Source organism: Cupriavidus gilardii (assembly GCF_013314895.1).
Classification (GTDB): domain Bacteria; phylum Pseudomonadota; class Gammaproteobacteria; order Burkholderiales; family Burkholderiaceae; genus Cupriavidus; species Cupriavidus gilardii_C.
In genome coordinates, this window is sequence record NZ_JABTYE010000029.1 from 21,633 (window position 1) to 37,236 (window position 15,604).

A 15,604-nucleotide genomic window follows, 5' to 3' on the forward strand; every position below is an offset into this window, starting at 1 on the left:
CCAATGGGCACGCACCCGCACGGTGCGCGCCACGATTCCAGAAGGGGAGACGCGATTGCCTGGACGGTGCATGGAGTCAACCGGCGAACGATGCTTCGCCACACCCGGGCCGACAGCAGGCCAAGGCCCGGGCCGATGGGTTAACCCTGCTTTTTTGCAGCGCGACGCGCGATGTCGCGGCGCTCCGTTTTCATCTCGCTTCGATCCCCACTTCGATCCCGGTCTCGCGCACGGCGAACACGACAGCAGCGTGTCGTCGAACGTTGCGCGCGAGGCCTTCGCAGCAGCAGCGATGCAGGATGTGCCAACGTACGACCCCACCCGTTCCAAGGTTTTGCAGTCCCGGTATGTCGACGATGCTCGTCGGAAGCAATCGTTACAAACAGGGCAGTGCAGCACCAAAGGGAAAGGTGTAAGGTGTGTCCGGGAACATGGTCGCACCGCCCAGTGCGAACCGGTCAGCGTGCCGCTCAGTCGCACGCAGCCAGGACGCAGTTTTCACGAGCAGGACAGCGCCGTTGCGAGTGCGCAATGCGCGTCAACAAGCTCTCCCCACTGGGCGTTATTTGACTATGATGAAGTAAAGACTTCGCAACATGGTCAGTCTTCCGCCAAGCCGGGGTGGCGGTATTCAAAGGCTGATACGTGGAATGAGGCAGGGTACCTACCTGCAGACGGACTGCGTTCGCCTCGGACGAGACTCTGACGGGAGTGAGGTATGGACATTTTCGGCCACTACGCCACGCGCTTCGAAGCTCGCAAGGAAGAGGAATACAGCATCCAGGAGTATCTGGAGATCTGTAAGAAGGACCCTACTGCCTATGCGACCGCGGCCGAGCGCATGCTCGCCGCGATCGGGCAGCCAGAGCTGGTAGACACGCACCACGACCCGCGACTGTCGCGCCTGTTCTTCAACAAGGTCATCAAGATCTATCCGGCCTTCCGCGAGTTCTACGGCATGGAGGACACGATCGAACAGATCGTCTCGTTCTTCAAGCATGCCGCGCAGGGTCTCGAGGAACGCAAGCAGATCCTCTATCTGCTCGGGCCTCCCGGCGGCGGCAAGTCCTCGCTCGCCGAGAAGCTCAAGTCGCTGATGGAGCAGATCCCCATCTATGCGCTCAAGGGCTCGCCGATCCATGAATCGCCGCTCGGACTGTTCTCGCCCGAGGAGGACGGCAAGATTCTGGAGGAGGACTACGGCATCCCGGTCCGCTATCTGAACACGATCGCCTCGCCATGGGCGGTCAAGCGCCTGCACGAGTTCAACGGCGACATCACGCGCTTCCGCGTGGTCAAGCTGCGGCCCTCGGTGCTGTCGCAGATCGCGATCGCGAAGACCGAGCCGGGCGACGAGAACAACCAGGACATCTCCTCGCTGGTCGGCAAGGTCGATATCCGCAAGCTCGAGGACTATCCGCAGGACGACCCGGACGCGTACTCGTACTCCGGCGGGCTGTGCCTGGCCAACCGCGGCCTGCTCGAGTTCGTCGAGATGTTCAAGGCCCCGATCAAGGTCCTGCACCCGCTGCTGACCGCGACGCAGGAAGGCAACTACAAGGGGACCGAAGGCTTCGGCGCCATTCCGTTCGACGGCGTGATCCTGGCCCACTCGAACGAGGCGGAATGGCAATCGTTCAAGGCCGACAAGAACAACGAGGCCTTCCTCGACCGGATCTACATCGTCAAGGTGCCGTACTGCCTGCGCGTGTCGGACGAGGTCAAGATCTACGACAAGCTGCTGCGCAGCAGCTCGCTGTCGGCTGCGCCATGCGCGCCGAACACGCTGAAGATGATGGCGCAGTTCGCGGTGCTGACGCGGATCAAGGAACCCGAGAACTCGAACATCTTCTCGAAGATGCGGGTCTACGACGGCGAAAGCCTGAAGGACGTCGACCCGAAGGCCAAGTCGTACCAGGAGTACCGCGACTACGCCGGCATCGACGAGGGCATGAGCGGGCTGTCGACGCGCTTCGCGTTCAAGGTGCTGTCCAAGGTCTTCAACTTCGACAACACCGAGGTCGCGGCCAATCCGGTGCACCTGCTGTACGTGCTCGAACAACAGATCGAGCGCGAACAGTTCCCGCCGGAGCAGGAAGCGAAGCTGCTGTCGTACATCAAGGAATACCTGACGACGCCCTTCGTCGAGTTCATCGGCAAGGAGATCCAGACCGCGTACCTGGAGTCGTATTCCGAATATGGTCAGAACATCTTCGACCGCTACGTGGTGTTCGCCGACCTGTGGATCCAGGACCAGGAGTACCGCGATCCGAATACCGGCGAGATCCTCGACCGCAACGCGTTGAACGACGAGCTGGAAAAGGTGGAAAAGCCTGCGGGTATCTCGAACCCGAAGGACTTCCGCAACGAGATCGTCAACTTCGTGCTGCGTGCGCGGGCCAACAACGGCGGCAAGAACCCGAACTGGACCAGCTACGAGAAGCTGCGCATGGTGATCGAAAAGCGGATGTTCTCGACGACCGAGGACCTGTTGCCGGTCATTTCCTTCAATGCCAAGTCCTCGCGCGAGGATCAGGAGAAACACGAGAACTTCGTCAACCGCATGGTCGAGAAGGGCTATACGCCCAAGCAGGTCCGGCTGCTGGTGGAGTGGTACTTGCGCGTTCGAAAATCATCGTAACGGCGCCTGCACGGGGCCTCTGAACGAGGGCAACCAATATGGCCACGGTCATCGATCGGCGGGAGAATGGCGGCAACAAGAGCGCGGTCAACAAGCAACGTTTCATCAAGCGTTACCGCGAGCAGATTCGGCAAGCCGTAGCGAAGGCGGTGTCCGGCCGGAAGATCATGGACATCGAACAGAGCGGGCAGGTGTCCATTCCGGTCAAGGACATCTCCGAGCCGATATTCCACCATGGCCAGGGTGGCAAGCGCGAGTGGATCCACCCCGGCAACAAGAAGTTCGTCCGCGGAGACAGTTTCGACCGCCAGCAGCAGGGGGCAGGCGGAACCGGCTCCCGGGCGAGCGACTCGGGCGAGGGCGAGGACGATTTCGTCTTCACGCTCTCGCGCGAGGATTTCCTCAATTTCTTTTTCGAGGACATGGCGCTGCCGGACATGGCCAAGCGCCATCTGGCCAAGATCGCGGAGGTCCGCAAGGTGCGCGCGGGCTTCTCGATCGACGGCACGCCCTCGAATCTGTCGGTGCTGCGCACCATGCGCAGTTCGCTTGGCCGGCGCATCGCGCTGTCCGGGCCGTATCAGCGGCGCCTGCATGCGCTGGAGCAGGAGTACAGCGAGGTCCTGGAACAGGAAGGCCCCTACACGGCGCGCGCGCAGGAGATGATGAAGGAGATGCGCCATCTGCGCGCCTGCATCGACCGCGTGCCCTTCATCGAGAAGCTGGATCTGCGCTACAACAACCGCGTGCTGAAGAAGCGCCCTCAGGCGCAGGCGGTGATGTTCTGCCTGATGGACGTGTCCGGTTCGATGGACGAAAGCCGCAAGGACCTGGCCAAGCGTTTCTTCATGCTGCTGTATCTGTTCCTGAAGCGGAACTACGAACGCATCGACGTCGTGTTCATTCGCCACCATACGGTCGCCAAGGAAGTCGACGAGGAAGATTTCTTCCACTCGCGCGAATCGGGCGGCACGGTGGTCTCCAGCGCGCTGAAGCTGATGGTCGACGTGATCCACAATCGCTATCCGGCCAGCCAGTGGAACATCTACTGCGCGCAGGCATCGGACGGCGACAACTGGGCCGGCGACTCGGAACTCTGCGGCCGGCTGCTGCGCGATTCGATCCTGCCGCTGGTGCAGTACTACGCCTATGTCGAGGTCGCGTCGGAAGAGCCGCAGAATCTGTGGGAAGAGTACATGACGGTCAAGAGCGCGCACGAGAACTTCGCGATGCAGCGGATCATCGGCGCGGACGAGATTTATCCGGTGCTGCACGACCTGTTTCAGAAGAAGGCAGCCTGGCCGAGCGCAGGGCGCTGACGCATCGCTGCGCCGCTGCGCGGACCTGGACCTTGCTGCGGTGAAGCCGCGCAAGATGCCGCATCGAAAGACAGGCCTTGGCTAACCGGCGGAGACGCGATGGCGATCCGCCGACATGGGGGTGGGAAATGGCATACCTCTCTACCGGTTCGGAGTGGACCTTCGAACTGATCCAGCGGTACGACCGTGAGATCGCACGCATCGCGGCGGATTTCGGCCTCGATACCTATCCCAACCAGATCGAGATCATTACCGCCGAGCAGATGCTCGACGCCTATGCGTCCGCCGGTCTGCCGGTCGGCTACAGCCACTGGTCCTACGGCAAGCACTTCCTGGCGTCCGAGCGCAGCTACCAGCGCGGCCATATGGGCCTGGCCTACGAGATCGTGATCAACTCCAATCCCTGCATCGCCTATCTGATGGAGGAGAACACGATGCCGATGCAGGCGCTGACGATCGCGCACGCCTGCTACGGACACAACTCGTTCTTCAAGGGCAATTACCTGTTCCGCACCTGGACCAACGCAGACGCCATCGTCGACTATCTGCTGTTCGCCAAGAACTACATCGCCGAATGCGAGCAGCGCTATGGCGAACAGGAGGTCGAACTGCTGCTCGACTCCTGCCATGCGCTGCAGAACTACGGGGTGGACCGCTACAAGCGGCCGAAGAAGCTGTCGATCACCGAGGAGCAGGCGCGCCAGGCCGAGCGCGAGAACTATCTGCAGATGCAGGTCAACGATCTGTGGCGCACGTTGCCGAAGCACCGCTCGCATGCGCTGGTGACCGAAGACGAACCGCCCGAGACCGAGGCGACCTTCCCGCCTGAGCCGCAGGAGAACCTGCTGTACTTCATCGAGAAGAACGCCCCCAAGCTGCAGCCGTGGCAGCGCGAGATCGTCCGCATCGTGCGCAAGATCGCGCAGTACTTCTACCCGCAGCGGCAGACCAAGGTGATGAACGAGGGCTGGGCCACGTTCTGGCACTACACCATCCTGCATGAACTGTACGAGCAGGGGCTGGTCAACGACGCCTTCATGATGGAGCTGCTGCAAGCGCATACCAACGTTATCTACCAGCCGCCGTACCATAGCCCTTATTACAGCGGGCTCAATCCTTACACGCTGGGCTTCCTGATGTTCCAGGACCTGCGCCGCATGTGCGAGCGCCCCGACGAGGAGGATTATCGGTGGGCGCCGGAGATCGCCGGCACCGACTGGCGCAAGACGCTGGACTTCGCCATGCGCAACTTCAAGGACGAGAGCTTCCTGCTGCAGTTCCTGTCGCCGCGCGTGATTCGCGAGCTCAAGCTGTTCTCGGTGCTCGACGACGACCGCGAAAGCAAGCTGCGCGTGACCGCGATCCACGACGACGAAGGCTATCGCCGCATCCGCCAACTGCTGGCCAGCCAGTACGATCTGTCCAATATCGAGCCGAATATCCAGGTGACCAACGTCGATGTCGGCGGCGACCGCTCGCTGACGCTGCGCCATCTGCAGAGCGATCGCCGGCCGCTGGCGCAGAACTTCGAAGAGGTGATCCGCCATGTCACGCGGCTATGGGGCTTCACCGTGCGGCTCGAGGTGGTCTACGAGGACGGCCGGCACGAGATCAAGTACGAATGCCGGCCGGAGCGCAAGCACCATCACCGCAAGGCCGCGTGAGCCGACGGCAACGGCGCGATAGCGGCCGGACGACCGAAGCGAGGTAAGGCAGGAGCGGAGATTTCAGCGCTGAAATCCCCGCTCGTTTCGTCTGGGGCAGGCGCCCGACGCGGGCACTTACGCCGTCCCGGCGCTCCCCTCGATCAGCGGCTTGACCTGCGCCGCGCCGCCGCCATCGAGCTGCAGCGTCATATATGGCGAGGCCATGCGGATGCCCGCCGCGTCGAACTTCTGCTTCAGCGTTGCGTTGAACGCCCGCGTGATCTCGAATTGAGCCAGCGGCAGCGTCTTGAACTGGGCCAGCACCACAGGGCCCGAAGGATCGAAGCGGTCCAGCCCCAGGATGTCCAGCCCCGACAGCAGCCGATGCGTGAAACGGATGTCCTGCGCGATCTCGTCGCCGGCCTCGCGGATCAGCGCCAGCGCGCGGTCCAGGTCGCTGTCGTAGCGCAGGCCGATATTGAACACCGCGAACGCATGGCCGCGCGACAGGTTCTTGATCGCCTTGATCTGGCTGTACGGCAGCACATGCAGCGCGCCCTTGCCGTCGCGCAGCTTGATGGTGCGGATCGTCATGCCTTCGACGGTGCCGCTGTGGTCGGGCAGTTCGACCACGTCGCCGATCGCGATCGAGTCCTCGAGCACGATGAACAACCCGGTGATCAGGTCCTGCACCAGCGTCTGCGCGCCGAAGCCGATGGCCAGGCCCACCACGCCGGCGCCGGCGATCAGCGGCGTCACGTTGACGCCGAGGTTGGCCAGCACCGCGATCAGCGCCATCACCAGCAGGGCGACGAAGACCGCGTTGCGCAGCAGCGGCAGGATGGTGCGGGCCCGCATGCTGGGCGGCTGCCCGCGCCCATGCCCCGGCGCCAGCGCCTGCGTGATGGCGGTATCGATCACCAGCCAGAACAGCCACGACAGCAGCACCGCGGCCAGCGCGCCGAATACCGCGTCGGCGAAGCGGCGGCCCAGCGCCGTCGAATGCATCAGATGCAGCAGCGAATTGCCCCAGACGCGGCTGGCCAGTTCAAAAAAGCCCAGCCAGATCACCAGGCGCAGCAGCGTGACCGCGAAGCGGGCGAAGCGCGCCAGATAGGCCGAGCGCCGCTGCCAGCGCTGCGGATGGTCGCGCTGGTGGGCCTGCGGCGAGCGCCCGGTCACCACCGTCAGCGCCAGCGCGGCGACCAGCAGCGCGACCGTCAGGATGGTGCGGCCAAGATAGTCGTCGGCGTGGCCGGCCGCCAGCAGCGTACCGACCACCGAGGCGAACACCACCGCCATCACCGGCAGATGCCAGGTGCCGCCCGCCAGCCGCAGCACATCGGTGATGGCCGGATGGGCCTGGCGGAACGCCAGCGGCCGGTTGGCGATCAGATGGCCGATCTGCCGGCGAAAACGCAGGCAGAACCAGGCCATCAACAGCGCTGCGGCAATGTTCGACAGATTGGCCGTTACGGCGGACAGGTTGATGCCGAGCGCGGCGACCACGCGGGCATTGGTCGCGGCGTCGCCCAGCGCTGCCAGCGAGCCGATCGCGAACAGCACCGGGCGCGAGTGCTGATGCAGGTCGTGGACGGCGTGCCGCCGGTGGGCGGTATTGAAGACCGCAAACAGCGTCTGCGATACCGCCGACAACACCGCGCCGGCGATCAGCGCATAGGCCATCGTCAGCGCTGCGACCCCGGCCGGCACCAGATGCAGCGACAGGCTGCGCACGATCCAGATCGCTACGCCGAAGGCGACCGCCCACGGGCCGACCCGGCGCAGCATGAAGATGCCGACGTCGGTCCAGGAGGGCACGGTGGGCAGCCGGACACGATCGACGGGCCGCATCAGCCGTCCGCGCACGCGCCGGGCGACTTCGTGCAGCAGCCAGCCGCCGACGGCCCAGCCGATCAGCACCGCGGCGAACAGCTGTGCCGATCGCAATGCGCTGCCGCGGCCGCGATCGGTCAGCGCCTGTTGCCATTCCTCGCCGGCAAAGCGCAGACGCCAGCTCCAATAGCGCCACGGTCCCTGGTCCTTGCCGAGCCGGTCGTCGACCTGCTCGACCGCCTCGGCCAGCGCCCCGACCAGTCCGCCGGCCTCGGCCTCCGACGCTGGCGCGACGGCCACGGCTGACGCACCGAGGCCGTCGCGGACGGCCCGCAGCTGACCGACCAGCGCGGCGCGCTGCTGGTCGTTCTGCAGCGTTTCGATGACCTGGTCCAGCGATTGCGCCAGCGGCGCGCTGGCCGCGGCCTCCGACGCCGGCGCGGACGCGGCGGTAGAAGTGCCGCCGGCAGGCTTGCCCAAGGGCGCCGCCGCGCCCGCGACCGGCATCGCGCCGATCGCGCATAGCCAGATCAGCGCCAGCCATAGCAGATGACATCGCCATTTCATCGTCGCGGGAGCCTCGTCGAAAGCGGTCATCGGCCCCGGGGCTGGGGCCGCCATGGGCGCACTGTAACCGATGCCCAGGCCGGCCACGACCCGTCTCCGTCTGACGCCACAGGGAGGGGGCCCCCCGGTCGCCATGGCGGCACCGTCGGCGCACTATCGGCGCCCCATCGGCGCCCATCAACGCACCAAAAGCGGCGCCGCACGCAACTTGGCCGATAGTGCTACTCTAATTCCCCTCTTTTCTCCGACCCCTTTTCGTCAGGTTCTACTCAGGCCCCTAACTCAGGAGATTGTCGTGGCCCGCAAAACTCCCATCGAGCGCTATCGCAACATCGGCATCAGTGCGCATATCGACGCCGGCAAGACGACCACGACCGAACGCATCCTGTTCTACACGGGCGTCAGCCACAAGCTGGGCGAGGTGCACGAAGGCGCCGCCACCATGGACTGGATGGAGCAGGAGCAGGAGCGCGGCATCACCATCACGTCGGCCGCCACCACCGTGTTCTGGAAGGGCATGGCCGGCAAGTATCCCGAGCACCGGATCAACATCATCGATACCCCCGGGCACGTCGACTTCACCATCGAGGTCGAGCGTTCTATGCGCGTGCTCGACGGCGCTGTGATGGTCTACGACGCGGTCGGCGGCGTGCAGCCGCAATCGGAGACGGTCTGGCGCCAGGCCAACAAGTACGGCGTGCCGCGGCTGGCCTTCGTCAACAAGATGGACCGCGTCGGCGCGGACTTCTTCCGCGTGCGCGAGCAGATCGCCGAGCGTCTGAAGGGCGTGGCCGTGCCGGTGCAGATTCCGATCGGCGCCGAGGACCACTTCCAGGGCGTGGTCGACCTGGTGCGCATGCAGGCCATCGTCTGGGACGAGGCCAGCCAGGGCGTGCGTTTCGAATACCGCGAGATTCCGGCCGAGCTGGTCGACACCGCGCAGCTGTGGCGCGAGCGGATGGTCGAGGCCGCGGCTGAGGCCAACGAGTCGCTGCTGGAGAAATACCTCGGCGGCGAGGCGCTCAGCGAGGACGAGATCAAGGCCGGCCTGCGCCAGCGCACCATCGCCAACGAGATCGTGCCGATGCTGTGCGGCAGCGCGTTCAAGAACAAGGGCGTGCAGGCGATGCTCGACGCGGTGGTCGACTATCTGCCGTCGCCCGCCGACGTGCCGGCGATTCGCGGCCATACCGAGGACGACCGCGACGCCGAGCGCCATCCGAGCGACGACGAGCCGTTCTCCGCGCTGGCCTTCAAGATCATGACGGACCCGTTCGTCGGCCAGCTGATCTTCTTCCGCGTGTACTCCGGCGTGGTGAACTCGGGCGACACCGTCTACAACCCGGTCAAGGGCAAGCGCGAGCGCCTGGGCCGGATCCTGCAGATGCATGCCAACACCCGCAACGAGATCAAGGAAGTGCGGGCCGGCGATATCGCCGCGGCGGTGGGCCTGAAAGAGGCGACCACTGGCGACACGCTGTGCGACCCGGCCAACGTGATCATCCTCGAGCGGATGACCTTCCCCGATCCGGTGATCTCTCAGGCGGTCGAGCCCAGGACCAAGGCCGACCAGGAGAAGATGGGCGTCGCGCTGAACCGCCTGGCGCAGGAAGACCCGTCGTTCCGCGTCCGGACCGACGAGGAGTCGGGCCAGACCATCATCTCCGGCATGGGCGAGCTGCATCTCGAAATCCTGGTCGACCGGATGAAGCGCGAGTTCGGCGTCGAGGCGACCGTCGGCAAGCCGCAGGTCGCGTATCGCGAAACCATCCGCCAGGCGATCAAGGGCGTCGAGGGCAAGTTCGTCAAGCAATCGGGCGGCCGCGGGCAGTATGGCCATGTGGTGATCGACCTCGAGCCGCAACCCCAGGGCAAGGGCTACGAGTTCGTCGATGCGATCAAGGGCGGCGTGATCCCGCGCGAGTTCATTCCGGCCGTCGACAAGGGCATTCAGGAGACGCTGAACGCCGGCGTGCTGGCCGGCTTCCCGGTGGTGGACGTCAAGGTCACGCTGGTGTTCGGCTCGTACCACGAGGTCGATTCCAACGAGAACGCCTACCGGATGGCCGGCTCGATGGCCTTCAAGGACGGCATGCGGCGCGCCCGTCCGGTGCTGCTCGAGCCGATGATGGCGGTCGAGGTCGAGACGCCGGAGGAGTTCACCGGCAACGTGATGGGCGATCTGTCGTCGCGGCGCGGCATCGTGCACGGCATGGACGAGATCGCCGGCGGCGGCGGCAAGCTGGTGCGCGCCGAGGTGCCGCTGGCGGAGATGTTCGGCTACTCGACCTCGCTGCGTTCGCTGACCCAGGGCCGCGCGACCTACACGATGGAGTTCAAGCACTACGCCGAGGCGCCGGCCAACGTCGCCGACGGTGTCGTCAACGCGCGCCGGCAGTAAGGCCGCCAGTCAGCCCTCAAACGAAGGGCGGCTCTGCCTGCCAGTCGAAGAAGTCGGGCATGTCGCGCGACACGGTCTGCGGGAACGCGGCCGGCCGCTTTTGCAGGAAGGCCTCGACGCCTTCCTTCGCATCGGGCGAACGACCGCGCGACTGGATCGCGCGGCTGTCCAGCTTGTGCGCCTCCATCGGATGCGCGGCGCCGGCCATCCGCCAGATCATCTGCCGCGAGATCGCAACCGACACCGGCGCGGCGTTGTCGGCGATTTCTCTGGCCAGCGCATAGGCCGCCGGCAGCAGTTCATCGGGCGCATGCAGTGACCGCACCAGTCCGCGGTCCAGCGCCTCCTGGGCCGGGAACACGCGCCCGGTATAGCACCATTCGAGCGCGGTCGAGATGCCGACCACGCGCGACAGGAACCAGGATGACGCGGCTTCCGGCGTGATGCCGCGGCGCGAGAACACGAAGCCGAACTTGGCCCCGGTCGAGGCCAGCCGGATATCCATCGGCAGCTGCATCGTCACGCCGATGCCTACCGCGGCACCGTTGATCGCACCGATCACCGGCTTCAGGCTGCGGAAGATCCGCAGCGCGACACGTCCGCCGCCGTCGCGATGCGGCGCGTCGGCCGGCGCCCCATAGCGCTTCTCGAAATCGAAGGTCGAGCCGCCCGAGGACAGATCGGCGCCGGCGCAGAACGCGCGTCCGGCGCCGGTGACCACCACGGCCCGTACCGCGTCATCGGCGTCGGTGGCATCGAAGGCCGCGATCAGCTCCTGCATCATCTGCGCATTGAACGTATTCATCTGTTCCGGCCGATGCAGCGTGATGGTGGCGATGCCGTCGGCGACGGCGTAGCGCAGCGTTTCGAACTGGGATGGGTTCATGGGGGCTCCGAGTTTGCCGAGGAATGCCGCGCTCAGGCGAAGGTGATCGCGCCGCGCCGGTCCGCGCGTTCCAGATGCGGCACGTTGTTGAAGCTGAGCAGACGCTGCGTATTGCGCCCGCAGATGATTTCGCAGAAGGCGGTATTGCGGAACTGCAGGTTCAGTTCGATCGCGGTCTGCGCCGGCGCGTTCAGCATGTCGGCCACCGCCCGGCCGATCGCACCGCCCGAGCTGACCACCAGGATCGCATCCTCGCGTGTCGCGCCCTCGGCGCCGTGCGCCAGCCCGGCCGCGATGCGCTTGCCGAATTCCTCCCAGCTCTCGGGCATGCCGGTCAGCGTGCCGGCGGTCCAGGCGGCGAAGGCCGCGCGGAACGTGCGCCAGTAGTCCGCGTAATCGCCGTTCTGATGCGCGCGATGGTCGGCGCCCCCGGTGTGGGCGCAATACAGCGCCTCGCCGTCGTACTCGTTGAAGCCCGGGTGCGTTTCGATGGTCAGCCCGGCACCGGCTTCCCCCATGGCGGCCAGGATCTCGCTGGCGGTGTCCTGCTGGCGCACCAGCGAGCCGGCGATGACACGGCGAAAGCGCACGCCGCGCTCGACGAAATACTCGCCGAGCCAGCGCGATTGCTGCCGGCCCTGCGCCGACAGGCAGTCGTAATTGGCCGCGCCGAAGGAGGCCTGGCCGTGGCGCACGAGAAATAGCGTTGCCATAGAGAGGTACGGATGGTTGGGAGAAAGCCGGCCCGCAGGTCTGGCCTTCCAGCCGACGGTGGGTCGTCGCGCTCGATTGTAGGGCGCGCCCCGAGTGCCGGCCAGCAAGGGTGACACGCTGCATACCGGTCATGGCCGCGCTGCATTGTCTTGCCTGCGCGCCTCCCGAGGCTCAAATTTCAAAAGGCGGCAACACGTTACGCAAATGGCGCCGCCATACGCGGTTACCGTGGCGGGCCGCCCGGAGGAGGGCGTTTCCATTGCGTGAAAAGGGAGAGGTCGAGACGATGCGGACGTATCACAGGCTGGTTTTTCGCGATTGCACCGCCTTCAGCGCGGCGCTCGAATCGTCGCATTGCGGCGCGGGGGTGCGGGCGGCGCTGGCTCGCGGCGAGGTCATCGAAGTGCAGGGGCATCGGTTCCGACTGTGCCGCTCGGAGTCCGGCTGGAAGATCAGGACCGCGCCGTTCTGGCAGATGACCCACCGCCAGCGTTTCGCGCGGTTGATGCGGCATCTGTGCCTGGGCGGCGACGAAGTGCTGTGGGAAGCGAGGGTACGCCGCTTCGTCAAGCGCTGCGCGATACGCGTGGAGACCCAAGGCAGCGGCGACGGCGCACGGCCGCGTGTGCTGCCCCTCTATCTGAAGGGTTGGCTGCCGCCGCCCGTGGAGCAAGGCGGCACGTCAGCCATCAGCCGCGAGGCCGGTCTCCAGCGGCGCGCCGAGCTGCTGCGATACGGCACGCCGCCAGCAGCGAGAGGCGATCGCGCATCCGAAGGGACAAGCCCGGTGTCGCCGCCCCGGCGGCCCGTCATCCCGGCCGGCATCGACCTGCGCCGCCTGTGCCCCGACGTCGCGGCCACGTTGTTCGGCCAGGGCGCGGATCTGCAAGGACGCAATCTGCGCGACAGCGATCTGGGCTCGCTGGATCTGAAGGGAGCCAATCTTCGCGACGCGGTGCTGCTCAGGTGCCGGGCGCGCGAGGCCGTGCTCAGCGAGGCGGATCTGCAGGGGGCCGACCTTCGCTTTGCCGATCTGCGCGGCGCCAGGCTCGACGGAGCCAAACTGCAGCGTGCGCAGCTTGCGGGGGCCCGGCTGCAGAACGCCAGGCTCGACGGTGCCGATCTTCGCGGGCAGAGCCTCGACGTCGCGGCGCTGGCCGGTGCGACGCTGCGCGATGCCATGCTGGACGGCGCCGAGCTGGTGCTGGCCGACGATGTGTTCTGCAGCAGCGCACGCACCGCCTTGCTCAAACCGCTGGATCAGCCCGACGGCAACCTGTTGTGGACGCTGTCTTCCCTGCCGACGCAGGCGCAACGGCGCAACCTGATGATCCGCATCGTTCAGGCACTGTCCGAGGCCATGAGGCTGAACCACAACGTAGCGGATACCCATGCCGCGGTCGCCCAGGTACTGCTGCGCCATGCACCGGACTACTGGAGCGATCCGCGCGACCCCAATGCGAAGCTGTCCATCAACGTCTGGATGCAGGCCATCGCCAGGCACCAGTGCCGGCAACTGACCGGCGCAGTACCCGATGCGTGCGTCAGCGCCGTGGCCGACCTGGCGAAGCGATATCTCGCGATGTTCGGCGCGTTGAGCGGTGGACAGTGCCGATGGAGCTTTCAGCCCCCGGAGCGCTTGCTGGAGCATCTATCTTCAACCGAATCCCGCTCGCAGCCTCAGCCTCAGTCGAGCCTGACGCCGGTGTCTTCGGTCAATTTGAGCACCACAGGCAGATAGGCCCGATACGCGCGGCCCGCATCGGCCGGCAGATTGCCGACCGGCTCGGCGCCCATCTCGTCGATCCGGCGTGCCAGCGGGCCGCTGCGGACCAGCGCGCTGACCTCGCGCGCGAGCCGTTCGACGATGGCCGGCGGCGTCTTCGCCGGGGCCAGCAGCGTGGTCGGCCCGACGATCTCGTAGGCAGCATCGCGATAGCCGGCCTCGGCGAAGGTCGGCACATCCGGCAGACCGACCGCCCGACGCGTGCCGATCACCGCCAGCGGGCGCAGCTTGCCGGCGGCGATATGCTGCTTCAGCGCGGTCACCGAGCCCACCGTCATATTGACCTGGCCCGATAGCAGATCGGACACCATCGGCCCTTCGCCGCGATAGGGCACATGCAGGATGTCCAGCCCTTTTGTCCTGGCCAGATACGACTGGATCGTATGCGGCTGGGTGCCCGGTCCCCACGATCCCATCCGCAAGGCGCCGGGATGGGCCTTGGCATAGGCGAGCAGTTCGTCCACGGTCCTGACCGGCACCGTGCTGTTGACCACCAGCACGGTACGCATTGTCGCGATATCGGAGACCGGCTGCAGATCGGTTCGCGGATCGTAGGGCAGCTTCTTGTACAAGGCCAGATTGGCCGTGATCGGCCCCGGCACCGTCATCAGCAGCGTGTAGCCGTCGGGCGCGGACTTGGCAACATGATCCGTGCCGATGATGCCGCCCGCGCCGCCCTTGTTCTCGACCACCACCGGCTGGCCCAGCCGCTGGCTCAGCGTGTCGCCCAGCGTGCGGGCCAGCGTGTCCGTCGAACCGCCGGCCGGATAGGGCACGATGACGCGGATCGGCTTGTTGGGGTAAGGGGCTTCGGCATGCAGCGGCAGGGCCGCCAGCGTCAGCATCGCGAGGGCCGCGGCGCGCAGCGTGGCCTTGCGCGCGGCCGCCAGGCTAGGTGAATTCATCGCTGGTCTCCTGATCGTGGTGGTGAGGATGGTGATTGCGATGGCGATAGCGATAGCGATAGCGATGGCGATGGCGATGGCGATGGCGATGGCGATGGCGATGGCGATGGCGATGGCGATCGCTTGTCGCGATACTCACCCGGACGTCAGGTAGCCCTCGATCAGGCGCGCCATCTGCACAGGCAGTTCGTCGTCGTCCAGCCGCAACGGAGACGGGTCGTGCCACAGCGCATTGACCAGCATGCCGAACGCCGCCTGCATGGCGAAGCGCACCTTCGGCTCGGCCCGCGTGCCATCGTGGAGCCGCGGCACCAGCAGCGCCACCATCCGGTCCGCGAAGGCCGTTGCACAGTCCCGATGCGGCTGCCAGACCTGCGGTCTTGCGGCCGCCTGCTGCAGCGCGGCGCGCAGCAGACCGCGCTGGGCGCGGCATCCGCGCACCAGCAGGCGCATCGCCTTGTCCAGCAGCACCGAGGTCGGCACCGCCGCGCAGCGATGCGGTGCGAGATGGCGCTGCAGCGCTTGCTCCGCCTCGCGCACCGCCTCTGTCTGCAGCGCTTCGAAAAAGGCCGCCTTGTCGCGGAAGCGCCCGTAGAAGGCGCCAACCGACAGTTCGCAGGCCGCGACGATCTGCGCGACCGACATCGCTTCGAAATCCCGCGTTGCCAGCAGCGCGCGGCCTGCCGCCAGCAACGATTGCTCGGTATCGCGGGCGCGCTGGCGCTTGGGCGCATGCAGCAGCGATCGGGCCTCGAGCGCGGGGAAGGCGCTGCGCGCGGTGCCTGGCTGCGGGAACGGGGAGGCAGGGGTCATGGCGGCTTCCGGAGTGGGTGACGCGCATTTGTGACGCGGAATGGGTGACGGACAGCGATACGGCCTCGGACCGGCGCAACGCCGATTGGC

Annotated in this window: 11 protein-coding genes; 5 read left to right on the plus strand and 6 right to left on the minus strand. The window is 66.1% G+C overall.

The window, feature by feature from the left end; translation table 11 throughout:
- Positions 1-718 precede the first annotated feature (718 nt).
- From HTY53_RS21890 to HTY53_RS21900, 3 genes are all read left to right on the plus strand, one after another.
- Complete coding sequence (locus tag HTY53_RS21890) at positions 719-2,641, plus strand: PrkA family serine protein kinase (RefSeq protein ID WP_006576790.1); 1,923 nt, start codon at positions 719-721, stop codon at positions 2,639-2,641.
- Between the two features lie 38 nt (positions 2,642-2,679).
- Positions 2,680-3,960 carry a YeaH/YhbH family protein gene (locus HTY53_RS21895; RefSeq protein ID WP_174108707.1) on the plus strand — a complete coding sequence of 427 codons (1,281 nt, stop codon included), beginning with the start codon at positions 2,680-2,682 and terminating at the stop codon, positions 3,958-3,960.
- 128 nt (positions 3,961-4,088) lie between these two features.
- Positions 4,089-5,624: a SpoVR family protein gene (locus tag HTY53_RS21900; RefSeq protein ID WP_174108709.1), complete on the plus strand. Its 1,536-nt coding sequence runs from the start codon at positions 4,089-4,091 to the stop codon at positions 5,622-5,624.
- Positions 5,625-5,741: 117 nt separating this feature from the next.
- On the opposite strand, the gene HTY53_RS21905 is transcribed toward HTY53_RS21900, so the two are convergent.
- Positions 5,742-8,039: a mechanosensitive ion channel domain-containing protein gene (locus tag HTY53_RS21905; RefSeq protein WP_254600066.1), complete on the minus strand. Its 2,298-nt coding sequence runs from the start codon at positions 8,037-8,039 to the stop codon at positions 5,742-5,744.
- Between the two features lie 265 nt (positions 8,040-8,304).
- On the opposite strand from HTY53_RS21905, the gene fusA reads away from it, so the two are divergent.
- Positions 8,305-10,410, plus strand: a complete 2,106-nt coding sequence (gene fusA, locus HTY53_RS21910) for an elongation factor G (RefSeq protein ID WP_174108713.1) — start codon at positions 8,305-8,307, stop codon at positions 10,408-10,410.
- 16 nt (positions 10,411-10,426) lie between these two features.
- On the opposite strand, the gene HTY53_RS21915 is transcribed toward fusA, so the two are convergent.
- Together HTY53_RS21915 and HTY53_RS21920 are read right to left on the minus strand one after the other, a co-directional pair.
- Positions 10,427-11,296, minus strand: coding sequence for a crotonase/enoyl-CoA hydratase family protein (locus tag HTY53_RS21915; protein WP_174108715.1), 870 nt, complete (start codon positions 11,294-11,296; stop codon positions 10,427-10,429).
- Positions 11,297-11,328: 32 nt separating this feature from the next.
- Positions 11,329-12,009 (minus strand): histidine phosphatase family protein, encoded by a 681-nt coding sequence (locus tag HTY53_RS21920; RefSeq protein ID WP_174108716.1) that lies wholly within the window; start codon positions 12,007-12,009, stop codon positions 11,329-11,331.
- A gap of 131 nt (positions 12,010-12,140) precedes the next feature.
- Between HTY53_RS21920 and HTY53_RS21925 the strand changes: the two genes are divergently transcribed.
- Positions 12,141-13,751 (plus strand): pentapeptide repeat-containing protein, encoded by a 1,611-nt coding sequence (locus tag HTY53_RS21925; RefSeq protein WP_174108719.1) that lies wholly within the window; start codon positions 12,141-12,143, stop codon positions 13,749-13,751.
- Here HTY53_RS21925 and HTY53_RS21930 read toward each other — a convergent pair.
- From HTY53_RS21930 to HTY53_RS21940, 3 genes are read right to left on the minus strand one after another with little or no spacing between them, the layout of a single operon-like run.
- Positions 13,697-14,701, minus strand: coding sequence for a Bug family tripartite tricarboxylate transporter substrate binding protein (locus HTY53_RS21930; protein ID WP_174108721.1), 1,005 nt, complete (start codon positions 14,699-14,701; stop codon positions 13,697-13,699). The genes HTY53_RS21925 and HTY53_RS21930 overlap by 55 nt on opposite strands.
- Positions 14,688-14,840 (minus strand): hypothetical protein, encoded by a 153-nt coding sequence (locus tag HTY53_RS21935; protein ID WP_174108723.1) that lies wholly within the window; start codon positions 14,838-14,840, stop codon positions 14,688-14,690. Before HTY53_RS21935 ends, HTY53_RS21930 begins: the two co-directional genes overlap by 14 nt.
- Positions 14,837-15,514 carry a TetR/AcrR family transcriptional regulator gene (locus HTY53_RS21940; RefSeq protein ID WP_174108725.1) on the minus strand — a complete coding sequence of 226 codons (678 nt, stop codon included), beginning with the start codon at positions 15,512-15,514 and terminating at the stop codon, positions 14,837-14,839. The genes HTY53_RS21935 and HTY53_RS21940 overlap by 4 nt, the downstream gene beginning before the upstream one ends.
- Positions 15,515-15,604: the final 90 nt, after the last annotated feature.

What these genes read in the sequence shown, in the direction of transcription:
- HTY53_RS21890 (WP_006576790.1), top strand. Translation starts at nt 719, where the DNA reads ATGGACATTTTCGGCCACTACGCCACGCGCTTCGAAGCTCGCAAGGAA.
- HTY53_RS21895 (WP_174108707.1), top strand. Translation starts at nt 2,680, where the DNA reads ATGGCCACGGTCATCGATCGGCGGGAGAATGGCGGCAACAAGAGCGCG.
- HTY53_RS21900 (WP_174108709.1), top strand. Translation starts at nt 4,089, where the DNA reads ATGGCATACCTCTCTACCGGTTCGGAGTGGACCTTCGAACTGATCCAG.
- HTY53_RS21905 (WP_254600066.1), bottom strand. Translation starts at nt 8,039, where the DNA reads ATGACCGCTTTCGACGAGGCTCCCGCGACGATGAAATGGCGATGTCAT.
- HTY53_RS21915 (WP_174108715.1), bottom strand. Translation starts at nt 11,296, where the DNA reads ATGAACCCATCCCAGTTCGAAACGCTGCGCTACGCCGTCGCCGACGGC.
- HTY53_RS21920 (WP_174108716.1), bottom strand. Translation starts at nt 12,009, where the DNA reads ATGGCAACGCTATTTCTCGTGCGCCACGGCCAGGCCTCCTTCGGCGCG.
- HTY53_RS21925 (WP_174108719.1), top strand. Translation starts at nt 12,141, where the DNA reads ATGGCCGCGCTGCATTGTCTTGCCTGCGCGCCTCCCGAGGCTCAAATT.
- HTY53_RS21930 (WP_174108721.1), bottom strand. Translation starts at nt 14,701, where the DNA reads ATGAATTCACCTAGCCTGGCGGCCGCGCGCAAGGCCACGCTGCGCGCC.
- HTY53_RS21940 (WP_174108725.1), bottom strand. Translation starts at nt 15,514, where the DNA reads ATGACCCCTGCCTCCCCGTTCCCGCAGCCAGGCACCGCGCGCAGCGCC.